Here is an 18966-nt window from a genome sequence, read left to right as displayed (position 1 = left end):
TCGTGAACGACTTATGAAAGAAGATTATACCAGTCATGATAGGCTTGCTCGGCTGACTCTCTTTCCTGATATAGCCGCTGCAGCTCTTCGATGCTTTTTTCCTCAATTAACTGCTGATCCAGCTCTTCCAGCTTTTTTTCAAGCTCATCAAGTTTTAGCATCCACTCCTCCTCGCTTATTTCCTCGGAAATAGGAGGAGCTTTCTCTGGGGTTGATGCGTTTTTAATTCCTTCTTTATTCCTTCTGATCTCTTTTTTCTGAATGGATTTTTCTTCTCTTTTTTCTTTTGCCCATTCGTACGAGCCTTCGAAAACAGTTAAGTTTTGATTTTCCAGCCAGGCAATTTTTGTGAACAGCTGGTTTAAAAAATATCGATCATGTGAGATTGCTAAAATCGTGCCATTGAACTCTCTTAGCGCATCCTCCAGCACCTCCCGTGACTCAATGTCCAGATGGTTAGTTGGTTCATCCAACAAGAGCACATTGCAGGGTTGATGCATGAGAATGGCAAGGCGGAGCCTCATCCGTTCTCCCCCGCTCAATCCCGATACCTTATTGAAGACATCTGCCCCGTAAAACAGGAAAGTAGCCAGTACATGCCGTGCTTCAGGTTCTGTCATTTCAAGGTCTTTTCTAAATAAATCAATCACCCGGTCGCTTTTTTCAAATTGCAGTGCGTCCTGCGACAAGTACCCAATCCGGCAGCTCCTTCCTATTTTTACAGTACCTGAATTTGTCTTCTCCATGCCGAGAATGAGACGAAACAGCGTCGATTTTCCCGTACCATTATCTCCGATGACGGCCATTCGGTCTTGATGAAATAAAGAAAAAGAAACCTGCTTGAATAGGAGCTCATCATAGCCTTTTGTTACCTGACCAAATTCGATTACATCTTTTCCGCTTCTTTCGCCGGATGTAAAAGCAAGATTCATTTTTTTAGCTTCCAGGACCGGCTTTTTTAACCGTTCGATTTTTGCAAGGGCACGCTCCATACTTTTAGCTTTTCTAAAAAGTTTTTCGTTTGGCGGGTTTGCTTCATTTGCCCATTGGCGCAGCCTTTTGATTGCCTCTTTCATTTTTTTAATTTTTTTCTGCTGTTCTTCATAAGCATGAAACTCCTGAAGCAGCTTCTCTTCTTTCCGTTTTGTAAATTCTGTATAGCTGCATGAGTATACCGTTAATTCCCCATCCTCTAAATCCGCAATAGAGGTGACGGTTTTATCTAAAAAGTAGCGGTCATGAGAAATAATTACCACTGCACCGGAATAGTGCTGAATAAACTGCTCCAGCCATTCAATTGAATGCAGGTCAAGATGATTCGTCGGTTCATCAAGTAAAAGCAAATCAGGCTTTTGCAATAGTAAAAGCGCTAACCCAAGCTTTGTTTGCTCACCCCCGCTCATTTCGCTAAAGGTACGGGCAAGCAAATGATCAATTTTGAGGCCATTTGTCACCGCGTCAATCTTAGATGATAGTTCATAGCCGTTTTTCAGCTCAAATTCTTCCTGCAAAGCCCCATATTGTTCGACTAAAAGGGATAGGCTCTCTCCATCCTTTTCCTGAGATAATAAAGCCTCGAGCTCGGTCATTTTTTCCTGGATTAAAAGTTCTTCTCTGAAGGCCTGCTTTAAAAACTCTTTTCCCGACATCTCTTTTGAAACAGAAGGAATTTGTGCCAGTGATCCAACCGTACACTCTTTTTGCTTTGTTATAACGCCTTCGTCAGCTTCTTCCTCCCCGCTGATCAGTTTCAATAGAGTTGACTTACCACAGCCATTTCTGCCGACCAGACCTAAACGTTCCTGTTCTTTTATCGTGAGGGACAATTCCTCAAATATCATTGTCCCGCTAAATTCCTTCTTCACTGATTGTACTTGACATAGTATCATCATAAGTTCCTCCCAAACGATTGTTGAGAGACCTCTTTTCCATAAAAAATAGCCATAGGGCTACTTATCCCCACAGCTACGTAAACAGAGCCAGACATTCAGTATGCTTCGGACATACTCCTGCTCTATTTTGCTAATGTTAAGGTGATAAGAGATCTCTGAATGAAATTGGTTTCGTGCATTTGCTTAAAAAAGGACAGACTGCTCCCTTTGAGCGTATATGCATGAAAAATTCCACAGCAGATCGTAAGAAAACTTAAAATCGCTGAGAAAATCGCCAATTCATACCCCATCTCTTTCACCTCCCAATCCGTTCAATCTAAAATATGACTTTATTATAGAGAATATTCTTACCAATTACAACGCCTTCTACTGCATAATTTTTATTTTTTCCATTAAAAAAAGCGAGCCTGGGACAAAAGTGTCTCAAGCTCGCTGACCGTTTTCTGCAGGGACGTCCCTGAGCCTTTTCAGGGCTCTGCGCTGTAAAGGCTCTAACAACGTTATAACCTGAACGAGTCGCCGTCTTCCGGTCCCATCATACTATTTTTAAATACTACCTCGTTTTTTACCTTTTCTAAGTTTTGTCCCAACCTAGGAGAATATTTATTTATATGGGAAGCTGTATTGCACATCAGGCAAGACGCTTAAAGTTCTGACCCAGTATTTCATTCATACTGTGAACGGTAATAAACGCCTTCTCATCCTGTGCGCCGACAAAATTCTTCAGTCTGGATAAGTCCTTGCGACCAAGGATCGTTGTAATAACTTCTTTTTGTTCAAAGTTAAATGCACCCTTGGCTGAATGAATCGTTGCTCCACAGCCAAGTTCTCTTACAATAAACGCACGAATTAAGTCGCTTTTCTGACTGATAATCACGACTTCTTTATTCGCGTTAAACTGCTGTAGTGTATAGTCAATCATTAAGCCATTTAAAATAACCCCGAAGAATGCATACATTCCGATCTGCGGCCCAAATAGCAAAACAGATGAAAGCGCGACAGCTAAATCTGAAAAAAGAACTGCCCGTCCAATTTCAATTCGAAAATATTTATTAATAATCATCGCAATAATATCTGTTCCGCCAGTTGAAGCCCGCTGATTAAAAACAATGGCCATCCCAATTGCTGCGATACATTGTCCAATAATTAACTGTATAAGTATATCATCACTTAAAGGTGCGGAGATCGGCACAAGCCACTCCAGCAGCCAAACATATCCGGATAAAGCAAAGCTCGTGTATACGGTTTTAGCACCGAATTGAAAGCCCAGAAAAGCCACACCAAGTGCAAATAGCACAATATTCACAATCACCATGAATAAACCAATTGACATTGAAGGAAAAAGGGAGTTTAACACGATTGACATCCCGCTCACTCCACCTGTTGCCAAGCTGTTTGGTGAAAGAAAGAAATGCACATTCAAGGCAACAAAAAGTGCACCTAGATTCATTAATAAAAAGCTTGTAACTTTTTTCATACGAAATGCCCCCTAACGCTCAAGTTTATATTCACAAGACCGCATTATACGCATGTCCTATGCCTATGTAAAGCAAGAAAGAGGATGCAGAATCGCATGTGAATTCAGTCAGTTTTTAAGATGCATGGCGATGTTTTTTTATTCATATCGGTTTGCTCAACGAACTCAGATCTGACAGTACTGTTGCCAGTTTGTCACTGTTTTTCTGGTACTTTAATCTATTTTCATCATCGGCTGCATACATGGACAGAAGATCGAGCTCGGCTTTAGATTTCTCCAGAACCGCTTGAATTACTTTTCTCTGATCAGATAGATTATTCGTATCTGGATCATCATAAAGATCCAGATGCAGCTGTCCGAATGAATTAATCTGGGCTAAAAAAACATCTTCAATTTTCTTCTTTTTCTTTGCCAGCTGCGCGGTTAGCCATGATTCATCCTTCCCGATAGAAGCAAGCGTTTTGACCATAACAGAACCATCCATGATAACGGTGCACGGCTCTTTTTCTTCAGCAATGGAAAGGCCGATATCTTTTGGAGTCAACGGCCTTTTTTCCCTTTTTAACAGAACATTTAAATCACCTGTCGGCTCTAAAATAGCAAACTCGACATCCGAGATATCAAACACTTCTTTTTTACGAAGAAGCTCCATTAATTCATCTGTTGTATAGCTCTCTTTTTTCATGCTTTCTTCAATTATATTGCCATTTTGAATAACTACCGTTCCTTTTCCTTCAAAGAAATCACGCAGCTTCTTATTTTTCATCGATAATTTATCAATAATGATTGGAATAGCAATAAAAGAGGCGATGCCGATAATTCCATGAAAAAAATTTCGATCCAGTCCGGTTATAACCTCTGCTCCAATACTACCTGCTGTAATCCCAATCACGTATTCAAAAAAAGACAGCTGGGAGATCTGCTTTTTCCCAAGCACCTTCGTCATGATAAACAGGACAATCAACATGGCAAGTCCTCTGCCTACAACAATCAGCCAATCCGGCATCTGATCACTCCTCTGCTCCAGGCTGCTTTATGACTGCTTGGAGATGTCTTCTTGAACCAATTGATTTTTCATATCATGGATCACTTCACTAACTTGTATCATCGCTTCGCTGTAAAACTTTTTTTCTTCTATTGCTGCCGCCTTAACCGCCTGCTCAGCCAATTTTCGTTCTACCTTTTTTAAATTCACCAGACAGTTTCTCACTTGAACCTTACTCATCTCTTCACCCCTGGTTTTTTACTCTTTACTCATTATGGGGAAGTTGCTATGTGGTTATGCAAGAAGGAGGAATTTTCTTAGAATATACTCCTCCCTCATATCTCTTGTGGTAAAAATAAAAAGAAAAGAGGTCAGGAAAAAGTGTCTCAACCTCTTCTAACCGGTTCTCTGCGCTTCAGGTGGACGCTCTCCTCAGGGACGGCGCTGAGCCTTTCCAGGCCCTTGCCCTGAATAGTCTCAGCTTGCCGTCAAATCCTGCAGGAGTCGCCACCTTCCGCTCCGTTCACCTCAGTTATCTATTAGAACATACTTAATATACGGTTTAGGTAGTTGTTCCTTGCTAAAAAAATGGCTTATTCGTCTTTAAAGTAATCAAAATCAATAGCTTTAACAATAAAGGTTTGGTTCACATCGACCCCTACATTATGAGAAATCATTAATTTTGAAAGTTCGATCCCGTCAATCAAAATAATTTTTTTTGATTCAAGACGTTCCGCATATTTTTTTGCACCCTCCGTGAAATACGAAGTTGTTATAAATACACCTTTTCTTGCACCTTTTCCATCCAAAGCACCTGAAAAGCTTTGAACTATTTCTCTGCCAACAGAATTAGTAGCTGAAAACCTTTTTGCTTGAACATAGATATTGTCCAGACCCAATTTATCTTCTTTAATTACGCCGTCCAACCCTTCATCATTGGTACGTTGAGTTACCTGGCCATCCCCATATCCCATTACAGTTAGTAATTCAACAACGATATCTTCAAATTTCATCCAATGAACCGTTCTTAATTTCTTAAGCAGGTTATCTGCTAATTCACTATTCAGCTCATCTAACTTTTCCTTTACTACTGTTAATGGATCTACATTTCTTTCCAGCTCTTCAATTTCTTCAGTAATTTCAGAATAACTTTCACCAAGTAATTCACGGCCCTCATCTGTTATTCTATACGTTAATCTGCTCACTTCTTCTATGTAATTTTCTTTCTTTAAACTATATCTGACTCCTCTTATTCTTGATAATAGTACAATATCAGATGTATTTTCGTAACGCATATGTCGTTGTTTTTCAGATAAATTAAAGTGCTTCACAATTTTTTCTGTAATATCACTTGCAGTATATATATTTCCATCTTTGATAAGTTCAAGATAAGGTATCATTAACTGACCTGAGGAAGGAATGGATTCTTTTATATTCTCATCAAATAGATTTTGAACTGGTTTTAACTTTTTTTGAGTTAGTATTAGGTTTTCTTCTTCTTCAGTATTAGGAACACCCTGTGTTAAAAATATTTTTTTAAGCTCTGAGGCTGTATATCCCGCATCGTTCATCTTTTTTAAGAACTTCATGATCCTTAAAGATTCATTCGTGTACATAATTCGATTATTCATAAGCTCGTAAGGAATAAAATCTGAAAAGTTTTTCACCCAACGTCTTCCGTTTGCTTCAGACCATCCGGTCATTTCCGACATCTTAGTCTTAGTCAATAAGTTTTTCACCATCCGACTGCACCTCCTTTATATTACTTTTACTGTTTAATTTTAACATATATAATCCGTTGATTCTTCATATTAAAAACTAAAAACACTCATCCATACTAATTTCATCCTAAACTTTTGCAATCTGCAAATTTCAGGTGAACTTAAAATGAATGAGTGCTCTATTCATGACTAGACTAATTTACCGATTATCAACCGTCTCCGGGTACATATCATGATTCATCAAACGATGATACGCCATTTCCTCATACTTCGTTCCCGGCTTGCCGTAGTTGGTATACGGATCAATGGAAATTCCGCCTCTTGGCGTAAATTTCCCCCATACTTCGATGTAGCGTGGGTCCATCAGTTCGATTAAGTCGTTCATGATGATGTTCATGCAGTCCTCGTGGAAGTCGCCGTGATTGCGGAATGAAAATAGGTAAAGCTTTAGGGATTTGCTTTCGACCATTTTTTGATCTGGGATGTAGCTGATGTAGATGGTCGCAAAATCAGGCTGGTTTGTTTTCGGACAGAGTGAGGTAAATTCAGGGCAGTTGAATTTAACAAAATAATCTCTTCCTGCATGCTTGTTATCAAATGATTCAAGGACTTCAGGTGCATAGGTAAATGCGTATTGTGTTCCCTGATTTCCTAATAAGTTTACGCCTTCAAGCTCTTTATCTGTTCTTCCTGACATATTGTTTTCCTCCTATTAAAAGATGTAGCACCTTAAGTATAAACCAGAAAAAGGACACATCCCAAGGAATGTCTCCGATTAAAAATAATCCATGTTACTATACGCCTGATGACAGGGTTAGTCAATACTTCTTGTAGGCAGTTTTACCGGCACGCCAATGGTTAAAGAAGGGTTTAATTTAAAGGGATCATAGTCTATTGGATAAACATCAAGGTGATTAAAACCGGAGCCATTCATGTGATAGCCATGCTCCTCCACCCATCTGTAGAGCTGCTCGTAGCTTTTCCAGGCGTGCTGCCCTTTGTGTTCCGTTATGGCATAGTCATGGGAGGGGATAATAATTTTATGCATATCCGGTGGAATGGGCTGTGATTTTATCGCCTCGGTGCCAATGTAATACGTAAATCCATCTATTCTGTCGTGGTAGGATAAGCCAATCAAATTGGAATGTTCGTTGGTCAGTTGAAGCTCCTGCAGCCGGTCTTTCGATGCCTGAATGACGGGCTGAATGCTTCCGTGCGCTGCCGCTTCATACGTTCCTGTCCATTTCAGTCCGATAAAGTAAAAGCTTGATTTTCTCATAATTCTGCATTCCTTCATTTAAAAGGCTCCTTTCACCAGTTAGAATTAGAATGAAAAATCGTCCCACTTTACTTATTCTCCTTTTGCCTCTTTAATCCTCTTTAATTCTTCACAATTCCGAGCATTATTTTTATCAAAACCTGCTGATCTGTGCTATCGTTAAGGTAGCATTGAACGTCTCTAATTCCCTTACGATTCATGTGATTAAATCTTATGCGGGGTGAGTAAATGCAAGGTAAAAACAAGAAAAAATGGTTTGGATTCAGTATTGCTTTTGTCTTGTCAGGAATTGCTTTATATATAATGTTCTCGGATCAATTTGCCAGCAACTCCTATGGAAGTGAGCCTTTAAATGAAATGGATGTTCAGGAAACAGAAGAAATCGCTGTTTTTGCAGGAGGTTGCTTCTGGTGCATGGAACCTCCTTTTGAAAAGCTTGCAGGTGTGAGAGATGCTGTCTCAGGCTACACAGGAGGCAGTGAAGAAAATCCGGAGTATAAGGAAGTCGCAGGCGGAGAAACCGGCCATACGGAAGCGGTAACAGTCATTTATGATCCATCTGTGATCTCCTATGAAGATTTGCTGGAGGTTTACTGGAGACAGATTGACCCGACCGATGCGGATGGACAGTTTGTTGACCAGGGAATGCAGTACCGGCCGGAGATTTTTGTTCAGAACGATGAACAGCGTGAAGCCGCTGAGGCATCGAAACAACGATTGGAAGAGTCAGGCCGCTTTGATGAAGACATCATTGTACCGATTACAGATGCAGACACATTTTATGTCGCTGAAGAATACCACCAGGATTACTATATCAAAAGTGCAGACCGCTACGAATTTTACCGGAAAAATTCCGGGCGGGACCAATTTTTAACTCAATATTGGGGAGAAGATTTGAGTACTTCCTTTACAACTAAAGAAGAAGCAAAAAAAGATAATCCTTATTACGTGGACTATACAGAGGAAGAATTGCGGGAAATGCTGACTGATATTCAATACGAGGTTACGCAGGAGGATGGAACGGAAAAGCCGTTTGACAATGAATATGACGGGTTTTACGAGGACGGCATCTACGTGGACATCGTTTCAGGAGAGCCTCTCTTCAGCTCTGAAGACAAATATGATTCAACAACAGGCTGGCCATCCTTTACAAAGCCGCTAGTTCCTGAAAACATTGTAGAAAAAGACGATCCCGGATTATTTGGAAACCGGACTGAAATCAGAAGCAAGCATGGAGACTCTCATCTAGGCCATGTATTTGACGATGGTCCGGAACCAACCGGACTCCGCTATTGCATGAATTCAGCTGCGTTAAAATTTATCCCAGCTGAAGATCTTGAAAAAGAAGGCTACGGCGAATTCAGCGATCTTTTTTAAACGCTACACAAATGAAATCACAAAGAAGAATGTTTTCATGACTGTTCATGAGAACATTCTTTTTTGTTCAGAGTTATTTTTGGAATGAAAAGCTGAAACACAGCAAAGGACTCACGTTCCTCCTTTAAGAAGCGGACCGGCACCTATGTTCCACCTACAGATCTGAATAGTACTCAGCAATCGTACTAATTACAGCTCCCATGGTCTGACCTTTAAATGCATCTGGAACAGACACATTTTCCTGATTGGCATAGTAAAAAGCATCAAGTTGGCTGTTAAAGGCAAAGCCCAGTGCGATTAATTTCTCCTGGAGTACCTGCGGCAACGTAGTTTCACCTGTATGTTCAGTAAAATAAGCAGTTGGATACACCCATACATCGACGTCTCCTTTGCCTGTATGAACCACAAATAAATCACGATCTGTTTGAGAAATCCATTGATTCTTGGAATAAAGTGAAACCCGGGCCTTCTCAAGCCCTGAAATACCATCTAAATTAATGCCGAAAATCTGGTTTACAATCAGTCTGAGCTCTTCGCCGCTCAATTTCTTTTCAAAAGACGAAAAGTATAAATCCATTGCCTGCACTTTTGATAATGACATGATGTAAGCATCCTGTTCGTTTGATTGAGGATTGATCCCCAATTCCTTCCTTATGCCCTTCATTGCGTCGTCAGGATAGGAATCTGCCCGTCTTCCCTCTCCTAGGTCAGATACAGCATTCAGGTCAATGTTAAAAACATCGTGAATAATTTTCCTGCTATCTTCAGCCTTGATCTTGTTGCCAGGCTGCTCAAAAGAAGTATCCATCACTTCTGTTTTACTCATGCTTTGAAGCGTCGAAAGTGCTTCAGGAAAAGAGAATTTCCCCTTTGCTTCTTTTTTCAACTGTTTTAATACGGCTTCTGTAACCTCTGGTGAATACATTCTTTCTTTTGAATCAAGCTCTTCAATCATGTGCTTCAAAGGTTTCGCCTCCCCTGTGTCTGGCATAAATACGAGTGAACCGGCTATCGTTAAAGCTGCAGCCCCAAGAAACGGCTTTTTCCAATGTTTGTTTCCACTATGCATGACCAACCTCTCCATTCTTGAGATTACATAAATTAGTATACCTTAATTTGCTAGTTTAGAAGTTTTGTTTTTAGTAAAATCGCCTTAATGTTTGTAAAAAGTCAGCCTTCACCATAAAATATAGAAGTAAAAATCATTTGACTAGGAGGATCACTACCCATGTCACTTCTTTCTGAAATTCTATCCTATAATGAACAATTTGTAAGAGAGAAAGAATATGAATCGTATGTTACAACAAAATTCCCGGACAAACGTTTAGTTATCTTAACCTGCATGGACACGCGCCTTCTAGAATTGCTTCCAAAATCCATGAACATGAAAAATGGGGATGTAAAAGTAGTCAGAAACGCTGGCGCCCTTATTGCGCATCCGTTTGGCAGTATTATGCGGAGTCTTCTTGTTGCCGTGTATGAGCTGCAGGCGGATGAAGTGCTGATTATTGGCCACTATGACTGCGGCATGGGCGCTGTAAACAGCCATTCAATGATTGAAAAAATGAAGGACCGGGGAATTGAAGAAGATACGCTTGCCACCCTCCAGTATTCAGGCATCGACGTTCATGACTGGCTGAAAGGCTTTGATGATGTACAAGACAGTGTCAGCCACAGCGTGGAAATGGTACGCCAGCATCCTTTAATGGACAAAAAAATCCCTGTACATGGTCTGGTAATTGATCCGGGGACAGGTCAGCTGGATTTAGTAAAGGACGGGTACAAAGAAATTGAGATTCAAAATAAATAACAATTGATTTCAAGCTAAAAAAGAACAATCAGGAAAGCAGTTTTCACTGCTATTCTGATTGTTCTTTGCTTTCTCTCATCTCTTCTAAATAATAAATATAATCATAGGGTTTCCCTGCAAAACCCATTTGGCGGTGCATGGCGGTGACGTTTCCACGGTGATAGGAACCGTGGTTGACCACAGTGTATACCATTTCTTCAATTGAATTTTTCATTTGTATTCCTTTCATCGTCCGAAACGAATGAACGACAGCAGGGTCCTCAACATTTTCTATGTAAGTCATCATTTGATGATGAAGATCAGTAAATTCCCGTTTAGCTGTTTCTATATCAGGAAGAACGATAGGATCAACTCCAGGTTTTTCTTCTCCCTGCATTCGCTTTAGCCATGAGGAATCAACCAGCCATACATGTTCAAAGACAGCTTGAATCGTCGGGAAAACGCTTTGTATTTGGTTCGTCCATACAGTGTCAGGCAGCTCTTGAAGATGAGTCAGCTGCCGAGCTGTTCCCCAAATATGATAAGAAAACCAGTTCTGAAGTGAAATCATATGAATCTTCCTTTCTCTCATTTTAAGATCGGCCAACAGGAAATGAGCCAATAGTGGCTCCACTGTCCAGCTTCGCATAGGAGGACCTCCCAAGATATAGGGGAATGGAAAGGGCCTGAAAGTCAGGCAATCCGTTAGCTAAAAATCTTTCCTCGTCTTTGTAAAACGTTTTAATTTCCCCGACAAACCAATCATGGTCCCCATAGGTTTGCCTGTCAATTATGGTCAACTCATAGGCCACATAGGCATCATGCAAAATAGGCGCGTCTGTCGTTTCCCCCCGGTCAAAACCAATGCCGCGGAGCTTATCTTTTTCATTTCCTGTATAAACTCCTGATTCCTGAATAAGCTGCGCCAGCTCAAAAGGGACAAATTGAACAGCAAAGGTGCCTGCTTCCCTCAGCATCTGATAGGTATGCCGGTCCCTTCCGATCGCTACACCATAAAGCGGAGGATCCATTGAAATATAGGAATGCCAGCCGGCTGCCATGATATTATCGCAGTCATTCGCATGAACCGTCACAAGCGCGACCATCCCGGGATAGCTGTGCATGACGGTTTTATTCACTTTTTTCCTCAATTGATTCAGCTCCTCCTTGCATTGTATTACTATTTTACTTCCAATTGAACAGTCCATGTGTGAAAGGTTGTAGTAAAAGAAGCTTCCGGGGATGGACTGCACGCATAAAGCCCCACTTTAATGGGCTGGCTGTGATTATCCTCATGCAGCCTAGTAATGCGCATTTGTTCGTATTCCTCTCCATGCAGAGCCGTCTTTACCCAAATTTGATACGTCCCGCTAGTCCGCTTGATTTTAAAAGACAGAGGCTTGCAGGAATCTTTATTAGGAAAATTCTTTGAAGACCAGTCTGAAAATCCGTTATTCGTAACCACCGAGCCTAAATAGCATTCTCCATCCGGCATATATTCGAGAGACGCTTTTAGCCAGCAATCCTCAGACAGCATGATAAAAAGTCCTGCCTGGTCATATCGGTTTGAAGGATCTTCCATTGTTAAATTTACTTCCGTTTCAAAGTCACCTTCGATTTTTTTAAAAAACACATGCCCATTCATTCGTTCAAATCCGTAGTACGTTTTTCTCCAAAAATCTGTATTTTCTTCTGATTTTATTTTCAGCACTTGATTTTCAAGTGACCAGATAGAGGGTTCATTGATCCAGCAGCAATCGTGGGACTGATCTAGCAGCAGTGAACGCATAATGATTACTCCTTTCAAACCTGTAGTACTCTAGTCTTTCCCTCTTCGGTCACCTTGATAACGCCTTTTGGCACATTTCTATTTTGCAAGCTCATGTTTAAAGGCATAAATAACCGCCTGGGTTCGATCCTGGACCTCTAATTTCCCTAAAATATTGCTGACATGCGTCTTAACGGTCTTTAATGCGATATACAAATGATCTGCGATTTCCTGATTCGTTTTTCCTTCCGTCATAAGCAGCAAGATTTCTGTTTCCCGCGCAGTTAACTCTTCATGAAGCGGACGTTTATCTCCTTGACGCATTTTTTTCATCATTTTGCCGGTGACTTCCGGTTCGAGCACCATTTCCCCGTAATATGTTTTTCTTACAGCATCTGCTATTTCGCTTGCTTTGGAGGTTTTGAGCATATAGCTTGTCGCTCCTGCTTCAAGAGCGGGGTAGACTTTGTCATCATCAAGAAAGCTCGTCACAATAATGATTTTCGCCTCTGGCCATGAGGCAGTAATTCTTTTGGTGGCTTCGATGCCGTCCATATTTTTCATTACAAGATCCATTAAAATAATATCAGGTCTCAGCTCCAGCGCCATTTCCACTGCCGGACCGCCGTCGTCCGCTTCCCCGATCACCTCTAAATCCTTTTGGGCAGACAAATAAGATCCTACTCCAATACGCACCATTTCATGATCGTCTACAAAAAGCACCCGAATCACGACAATCCCTCCTTCCTTTCTTCAAACCGCACTCTTACTTCCAAACGCGTTCCTTTACCCGGCAGAGACACGATTTTAAGCGTACCGCCTATTTCACCTGCACGCTCTTTCATATTCATTAAGCCATAAGAACCTGCTCGTTCAGTCGTCACATCAAAGCCTACACCATCATCTGTCACCCGGAGAATAACATACCCATCCCGCTTTATGCACAGCACCTGAAGTGAATTGGCTTTGGCATGGCGAAGAGTATTAGACACTGATTCCTGCAAAATGCGAAAAAGATGATCTTCAATCCCTTTTTCAATGTTCATCTCTTCAGACTTCCACTCAATGGCAAGCGGCACTTTTTGTTTAAGTTCAAGAAGCAGTTCATCCATCCCTTCTTTCAGGGTTTTTCCTTTTAAGGCAGCCGGGCGTAAATGAAGCAGCAGCGCCCTCATTTCAAGCTGGGATTGATGAATCATTTCTTCCACCATTTTAAGCTGACGGGTTTCCCTGCCTGGTGAATCATCCCTTGTTTCATTTATTGCTGACATCAGCATGGAAGCCGCAAATAACTGCTGACTGACGGAATCATGCAGCTCCCGCGCCAGCCTGTTTCTTTCCTGGGATACCATTTCCTGAACAATCTTCTCCTGGCTTTCCACACGCTCACTTGCAAGCTTTTGAGCGGTGCGTGCCTGGTCATGAATCAATTCCTGAATACGGTCAGCTTCCTTTGAAAGAACACCAAACTCCACAGTCTGCGGGGGTTTGCCAGCTAAGGTAGACCGGCCCAATTTAGTATCCTCAAGCTGGTGGGTTACGTATTGAATCTGCTGCCGGAGTCCTATGCTTTGGACGAGCGCCCACAGTCCTGCAATCAGACAGATGCTCATTAAAAGGAAAAACACCAATGGAATATCAAGCAGCCGCGCAGACCAGAAGATATTCCAGCTTTGAGGCGGAAACAGCAGCAAATAAACACCCAGTGAAGCGATAACCGCAGAAAATGCCAGACCCAGTGCCTGAAGAACCAGTTTCATCAAAATGGTCATACGCGCTTCACCTCAAGATCCCCCATCCAGGCAGAGGTAAGAATTTTAATCTTTTGTGGGGAAGAGGGATAGGATTCAGAGGTAAATGACACACTCTCATTCCACAAGCGGGTGGTCTGAAATTGGAAAACGGAGGCTGTGCCGATTAAAGAAGAATGGCGAATGGCCACATCGAGTTCATATGGAACCAGGATGGTCAGCTTCCCGACACAGCTGCGAATCGAAATAACCGACTCTCCGGCCGGCAGAACCGTATTGCTTAAATCAATCACGACATCTCCAATTCCATTTTGAAGCTGAATGTCCTCCCATTCATACGTATGCTCAGGAGTATGCTGATGTCCCACCCACTTATTGTTTAAAAGCTGTTCACGTTTAAACTGCAGGCCTTCCGCCATTCCGGATTCCTGGGGAGAATTAACTTTTGGCGTGATGATTTCTGGATCTTTCTGTGTTTTAAAATAATGACTTACCCAATAAACAATTCCGGCAAGCACGAGAAGTTTCAACGTGAACATAGAAAGAATCGTTAACACTAAGGTAAGCAGCCCTAGTCCAAAAATGATTTTCCCTAATAACCTGGTAAACTTTTTTCGGCCAAGATACAGGAGAACTCCTGCAAAAAAGAGCGAAAACAGCGTACCGCTGCTGAAAAATAAGATTTCAATGAGAACAAGGCCAAGCGCAAGCAGCACCCAATTGGCAATCATGTCTGTCTTAAATTTTGAAAACATCCTCATCACTGCCCCCTTCTTTCCCGCCTGTGCTTCATATAAAAACATGAACAGCCATCAGATCCACTCTGATTTGCTGTTGATGTTTTCACCCTTTCTATTGTACCGTTCTGTCGAAACAATCACTATACCAAATGAAAGAAATTCGGGAGTGCGCTTTGCATCCTCCCGAATCGTCTCGTTTAGCTCTGCTGCTGTGAATCGTTTGTTTCTTCTTTCATTCTTTTTTGTAGCTGAGCGATTTGCTGATCAATTGACTGCTCTTCCTCTGCTTTTTCACCTGTTTCAAGCTGCCGAAGATAATTCTCGATCTTTTTAAATCGCAGCTCTTCTTCTGTGAGGCCTGAATCATCGGTAAATGTCTGCTCTGCTTTTTGGTTAGCTTGAGCTACGTTCTCTCTTCCCATTACTTCAAGACGTTTAATGTACATGTCTTTTAGCTTATGCTTCATCGTGGCATGCATTTCTTCCAACCGGTGCAGCTGGTCTGTCGTTTCCTGAAGGGAAAGCTGCAATCGTTCTTTTCTGCCCTGATAATGCGTGAGCTCGCGAAGCGCTGTTTTTGCCAGTTCAGTTTCCCCTGCTTCTTCTGCAATTTTGACATGCTCTTCTCTTTTAGCTGCCATGGAAGAAGCCTCTTCAAGCTCTTTAGTAAATTCTTTCTTTAGTAATTTCTGGCGATCCACAAGCTTTCCGACTTTATCTGTTTCCGCTTCACATTCACGCAGATAACGATTAAGTTTTTGAATCGGCTCACTTTTAGCTCCCCCGCTGCTTACATCCATGAAATCTGCTTTAATGGCTTCTGCTACTCTTGTTAAAACGTTTGTCATTGTAACCGCTCCTCTTTTATGATTTATTTTTCAGCTCTTGCCATTGCTTTTCAAAACTGGCGAATGGGTCGTACGATTTCCCGCTCGGTGCGTCATCCCATTTTTTATAAACGACATACACCACATACAGCGCAATAAGGGCTAAAATTGCCGGCACGTTAGCAACAGCTGTTATCCCTGCAATGGCAGCAATGGATCCCCACAGAATTTTTTTGAATAAGGAATCTGTTTTCATAAACCACTTAACCGTGTAGTACAGAATTGCTGTACTGATCGCAAGACCGATCAACGATCCGAGGTTTGACAGGGCGATAAAAACTGCCACAATTCCAATCACAACCAACCAAAATTTATTCATATTTTGTTCCTCCTTTTCTTATCATGCTCTAATCTTACCGTGTTCTTATTTTTCACAACACGCTCTCTGGCTTGATTTCCAACTAGGACCTGAGGCGTACTCGGACGCAGGAACTATTCCACAAGCACAAAAAAGATGAATCAGGAGCTCATCGTGCTTGCTCCTGATTCATCTTTTCCCATTCACCACATCCAGCGGCGCATCATGCCCAATGTTTGTATAAGGTATTTTTCCCAGGGGGCCTTGCCCTTTCAAAATTCGTCTTCAATCATGCTGTATAAAAAGTGGTCCTCCCATACCCCATTAATAAACAGATTCTGGCGCAGACGTCCTTCCTGCTGCATTCCCACTTTCTGCAATACTTTTATGGAGGCTGTGTTCCTTGGAGAAACAAGTGCTTCCATCCGGTGCAGTCCAAAATCACGAAAAGCAAAACGTAAGGCTGCTGCTACCGCTTCTGTTCCATATCCCTGCATCGTTTTCGCATGATCCAGGGAATACCCAATATAAGCAGAAGAAAAAGGCAGCCTGCGAATAGAATAAATCGAAATACTGCCAATCAGCTCATTGGTGTGCGCCAGGAATATCCCCCAGCTGTATTCTTTACCCAGCTTTAACTGTGCCTGCGCCTCCGCCAGTTTTTCCAGCTGCACCTCCCGTGTGTAGTATGATTCAGGGTGTTTGGGTTCATGAATTGTCCAGAAATCCCGATTGCGCCTTAGCAGCTGAACAAACAGATCCACATCCTCCACTCCCAAAGGTCGAAAATACAGCCGCTCACTTTTCAACAAAATCATCTATACACTCTCCAGTACGACCAAACTTTTTTCCATACTATAAGTGTAAACCCAAACCTCCAAAAAATCGAATGGATTTTAAAACGAGATTTTTTTTGGATTAAGGAGTGGGAATACGATTACTCTTTATTGAAGTAAAGCACAAAAGGGGTCTGGCCCCTTTTGCAAAGCAATGCATAAAAGGGGCCAGACCCCTTTTATGGGGTAAAGCATTAAAAACGTCCGCAGGAAACCTTACCTGCGAACGCAATTTAAAGTTATTCAGCTGAAAGCTCGATAAATTCTTTTGCGTCACGGACGCAAAGGGCAATGCCTTTTTCCCAGAATGCTTCTTTTGTAATGTCTTCGTTTAAATGCTTCATGGCTAAATCTTCCGTACTCATGACAGCTGTATCGCGTAATAGCGCCATATATTTTTCTTCATAGTCTGTTCCTTCTTCAAGTGCTCTTGCATAGATGCTTAAAGAGAAAAGATAGCCGAATGTGTACGGGAAATTGTAAAACGGCACACCTGTAATATGAAAGTGCATTTTTGATGCCCAGAAATGCGGGCTTGTGTCTTCTACTGCCCCGGCATAGGCTTCCTGCTGCGCCTCTGACATCAGTTCATTTAAACGGCTTGCAGGGACTGTTCCTGCTTTTCTTTCCTCATAAAAACGCGTTTCAAATAAGAACCGGGAGTGAATGTTCATAAAAAATGCAATGCTTCTCGACACTTTGTCTTCGAGCAGTGACAGTTTTTCCTCATTGGATGAAGCTTCTTTTACCGCTGCATCCGACACAATCATTTCTGCAAAGGTTGAAGCGGTTTCTGCCACGTTCATGGCATACAGACGATTTAACGGGTCCATGGGACGGAGTGCGTAGGTGTGAAAGGCGTGTCCAAGCTCGTGAGCGAGTGTCGCCACATTAGACATTGAACCGCTGTATGTCATAAAAATACGTGACTGCTCATCTAAAGGAAAGCTTGTGCAAAAACCGCCTGGCCGTTTATCAGAGCGGTCTTCTGCTTCGATCCAGCCTTCTTTAAAGGCCTTCTGAGCAAACTCAGTCATTTCCGGACCGAATTTTTCAAAATGCTTTAAAATAAATTCAGCCCCATCGTCATACGACAGCTCTTTCGACTCTGAAGAAATGGGAGCACCGAGATGTGCCCATGTCATTTTTTCCAGGCCTAAAAGTTCTGCCTTGCGCTGGAGAAAATCAGCAAACGTTTGTTTATTTTTTGCAATTGCTCCCCACATCGCATCAAGTGTTTCCTGTTTCATCCGATTTAAATCAAGCGGTTCCTTCAGTACATTATCCCAGCCGCGCTTTTCGTAGACGTTTAAGCGGAAGCCGCCGAGATGATTTAAGGTCTCTGAAAACAGACTTTCATGATCTTTCCAAGCTTCTTCAAGCTTTTGATGCACTTCTTCACGCACCGCTGCATCTTTATGTGAGGTTAAATTATTTGCCTGGCCGACAGACAGGATTTTTTCTTCCCCGTCTACTTGCACCTTGATGCTCATTGAGGAGATAATAGCATTGTACATTTGTCCCCATGCATGGTATCCGTCCACTCCAAGAGATTGGATGAGGGCTTCTTCCTTCTCAGAAAGCCTCTCTTTGGATTTTTCTCTCCATTCGTTTAACACGAACGTTAAAGGTTTTAACTCCTCATCTTCAATAAGCCGGCTCCATGTTTGCTCATCCACTGCTGATAATTTCTGTTGAAACGCAGTGAAGGCTGAACCAAAAGCGGCACCCAAGCCTGTAATGTTGCCTCTTAGCACATTCGCTCCTGTATCCTTCGTATCCTGGGCTTCAAGACAGCTGGCAAAAGCGCCTGCCTGGCGAATTCCCATCATTGTCTGTTTTGCTTCTTCTATCAGCTCTTTTACTTGTTTGTGATCCAGATTCTGCTCAGAAACGCTGAAATTATGTACGTTTTGTGCGAAAGCTTCTGTTTTCTTCTTATACTCTTCCAGATGTTCTTTTAAAGCGGATGATTGACTTCCACCTTCAAAAAAAACCTCCAGATCCCATCGCTGCGGATATGTTACGCTCGACATTCCCATTCCTCCTTTGAAATAACTGTTCATAACCGTAAGACTGCCTGTTCGGTCTTTGTGAACGCGCCAGTAATTTAAGAAATTTTCTGATTACTCGCTGTTTCTACTATAGCATAATACTTCGAATCAC

At 41.9% G+C, this 18966-nt stretch carries 21 protein-coding genes; 2 read left to right on the top strand and 19 right to left on the bottom strand.

All coding sequences use genetic code 11. The annotated features are described in order from the left end of the window. Nucleotides 1-11: 11 nt before the first annotated feature. From abc-f to ACQCT8_RS16215, 8 genes are all read right to left on the bottom strand, one after another. Nucleotides 12-1889: a ribosomal protection-like ABC-F family protein gene (gene abc-f, locus ACQCT8_RS16250; protein ID WP_426872835.1), complete on the bottom strand. Its 1878-nt coding sequence runs from the start codon at nucleotides 1887-1889 to the stop codon at nucleotides 12-14. Between the two features lie 125 nt (nucleotides 1890-2014). Next, nucleotides 2015-2182: an RAxF-45 family protein gene (locus ACQCT8_RS16245; RefSeq protein ID WP_426872833.1), complete on the bottom strand. Its 168-nt coding sequence runs from the start codon at nucleotides 2180-2182 to the stop codon at nucleotides 2015-2017. A 341-nt stretch (nucleotides 2183-2523) separates the two neighbouring features. Then, a complete protein-coding gene (locus tag ACQCT8_RS16240) occupies nucleotides 2524-3369 on the bottom strand; it encodes a YitT family protein (protein WP_426872831.1) in 846 nt (281 codons plus the stop codon). 142 nt (nucleotides 3370-3511) lie between these two features. Further along, the gene (locus ACQCT8_RS16235) at nucleotides 3512-4375 is read right to left on the bottom strand and encodes a DUF421 domain-containing protein (RefSeq protein ID WP_426872829.1); all 864 of its coding nucleotides are present in this window, start codon (nucleotides 4373-4375) and stop codon (nucleotides 3512-3514) included. 27 nt (nucleotides 4376-4402) lie between these two features. After that, nucleotides 4403-4594, bottom strand: a complete 192-nt coding sequence (locus ACQCT8_RS16230) for a hypothetical protein (RefSeq protein ID WP_426872827.1) — start codon at nucleotides 4592-4594, stop codon at nucleotides 4403-4405. A 353-nt stretch (nucleotides 4595-4947) separates the two neighbouring features. Continuing rightward, nucleotides 4948-6096 (bottom strand): restriction endonuclease, encoded by a 1149-nt coding sequence (locus ACQCT8_RS16225; protein ID WP_426872825.1) that lies wholly within the window; start codon nucleotides 6094-6096, stop codon nucleotides 4948-4950. Between the two features lie 178 nt (nucleotides 6097-6274). Continuing rightward, nucleotides 6275-6772, bottom strand: a complete 498-nt coding sequence (gene queF / locus ACQCT8_RS16220) for a preQ(1) synthase (RefSeq protein ID WP_426872824.1) — start codon at nucleotides 6770-6772, stop codon at nucleotides 6275-6277. A 117-nt stretch (nucleotides 6773-6889) separates the two neighbouring features. Continuing rightward, nucleotides 6890-7372, bottom strand: a complete 483-nt coding sequence (locus ACQCT8_RS16215) for a GyrI-like domain-containing protein (RefSeq protein WP_426872822.1) — start codon at nucleotides 7370-7372, stop codon at nucleotides 6890-6892. Between the two features lie 210 nt (nucleotides 7373-7582). Here ACQCT8_RS16215 and msrB point away from each other — a divergent pair, with 210 nt between their 5' ends. Continuing rightward, nucleotides 7583-8731, top strand: a complete 1149-nt coding sequence (gene msrB, locus ACQCT8_RS16210) for a peptide-methionine (R)-S-oxide reductase MsrB (RefSeq protein ID WP_426872820.1) — start codon at nucleotides 7583-7585, stop codon at nucleotides 8729-8731. A 154-nt stretch (nucleotides 8732-8885) separates the two neighbouring features. On the opposite strand, the gene ACQCT8_RS16205 is transcribed toward msrB, so the two are convergent. Next, nucleotides 8886-9800 carry a hypothetical protein gene (locus ACQCT8_RS16205; protein WP_426872818.1) on the bottom strand — a complete coding sequence of 305 codons (915 nt, stop codon included), beginning with the start codon at nucleotides 9798-9800 and terminating at the stop codon, nucleotides 8886-8888. A 159-nt stretch (nucleotides 9801-9959) separates the two neighbouring features. Here ACQCT8_RS16205 and ACQCT8_RS16200 point away from each other — a divergent pair, with 159 nt between their 5' ends. Then, a complete protein-coding gene (locus ACQCT8_RS16200) occupies nucleotides 9960-10541 on the top strand; it encodes a beta-class carbonic anhydrase (RefSeq protein ID WP_426872816.1) in 582 nt (193 codons plus the stop codon). A 49-nt stretch (nucleotides 10542-10590) separates the two neighbouring features. Here the strand turns inward: ACQCT8_RS16200 and ACQCT8_RS16195 are convergent, their stop codons facing one another. The 10 genes from ACQCT8_RS16195 to ACQCT8_RS16150 all read right to left on the bottom strand — a co-directional run bounded on the left by ACQCT8_RS16195 (nucleotide 10591) and on the right by ACQCT8_RS16150 (nucleotide 18836). Further along, nucleotides 10591-11169: a DinB family protein gene (locus ACQCT8_RS16195; protein ID WP_426872814.1), complete on the bottom strand. Its 579-nt coding sequence runs from the start codon at nucleotides 11167-11169 to the stop codon at nucleotides 10591-10593. Then, the gene (locus ACQCT8_RS16190) at nucleotides 11114-11671 is read right to left on the bottom strand and encodes a flavin reductase family protein (RefSeq protein WP_426872812.1); all 558 of its coding nucleotides are present in this window, start codon (nucleotides 11669-11671) and stop codon (nucleotides 11114-11116) included. Before ACQCT8_RS16190 ends, ACQCT8_RS16195 begins: the two co-directional genes overlap by 56 nt. 29 nt (nucleotides 11672-11700) lie before the next feature. Further along, nucleotides 11701-12309, bottom strand: coding sequence for a DUF1349 domain-containing protein (locus tag ACQCT8_RS16185; RefSeq protein WP_426872810.1), 609 nt, complete (start codon nucleotides 12307-12309; stop codon nucleotides 11701-11703). Nucleotides 12310-12387: 78 nt separating this feature from the next. After that, complete coding sequence (locus ACQCT8_RS16180) at nucleotides 12388-13020, bottom strand: response regulator (RefSeq protein ID WP_426872808.1); 633 nt, start codon at nucleotides 13018-13020, stop codon at nucleotides 12388-12390. Beyond that, the gene (locus tag ACQCT8_RS16175) at nucleotides 13017-14060 is read right to left on the bottom strand and encodes a sensor histidine kinase (RefSeq protein WP_426872806.1); all 1044 of its coding nucleotides are present in this window, start codon (nucleotides 14058-14060) and stop codon (nucleotides 13017-13019) included. The genes ACQCT8_RS16180 and ACQCT8_RS16175 overlap by 4 nt, the downstream gene beginning before the upstream one ends. Continuing rightward, on the bottom strand, nucleotides 14057-14794 hold the full coding sequence (gene liaF, locus ACQCT8_RS16170; protein ID WP_426872804.1) for a cell wall-active antibiotics response protein LiaF: 738 nt from the start codon (nucleotides 14792-14794) through the stop codon (nucleotides 14057-14059). The genes ACQCT8_RS16175 and liaF overlap by 4 nt, the downstream gene beginning before the upstream one ends. Before the next feature lie 182 nt (nucleotides 14795-14976). Beyond that, the gene (locus tag ACQCT8_RS16165) at nucleotides 14977-15627 is read right to left on the bottom strand and encodes a PspA/IM30 family protein (protein ID WP_426872802.1); all 651 of its coding nucleotides are present in this window, start codon (nucleotides 15625-15627) and stop codon (nucleotides 14977-14979) included. 16 nt (nucleotides 15628-15643) lie between these two features. Next, nucleotides 15644-15985, bottom strand: a complete 342-nt coding sequence (locus ACQCT8_RS16160) for a flagellar basal body rod protein (protein WP_426872800.1) — start codon at nucleotides 15983-15985, stop codon at nucleotides 15644-15646. Nucleotides 15986-16236: 251 nt separating this feature from the next. Next, nucleotides 16237-16782, bottom strand: a complete 546-nt coding sequence (locus ACQCT8_RS16155; RefSeq protein ID WP_426872798.1) for a GNAT family N-acetyltransferase — start codon at nucleotides 16780-16782, stop codon at nucleotides 16237-16239. 257 nt (nucleotides 16783-17039) lie between these two features. Beyond that, nucleotides 17040-18836: a M3 family oligoendopeptidase gene (locus ACQCT8_RS16150; protein WP_426872796.1), complete on the bottom strand. Its 1797-nt coding sequence runs from the start codon at nucleotides 18834-18836 to the stop codon at nucleotides 17040-17042. Between the last annotated feature and the right edge of the window lie 130 nt (nucleotides 18837-18966).

It is taken from the genome of Jeotgalibacillus proteolyticus, assembly GCF_050107735.1.
Taxonomy (GTDB): domain Bacteria; phylum Bacillota; class Bacilli; order Bacillales; family Jeotgalibacillaceae; genus Jeotgalibacillus; species Jeotgalibacillus proteolyticus_A.
Note: the sequence above shows the minus strand (reverse complement) of the source record. Positions and strands in the feature narration are given on the sequence as shown.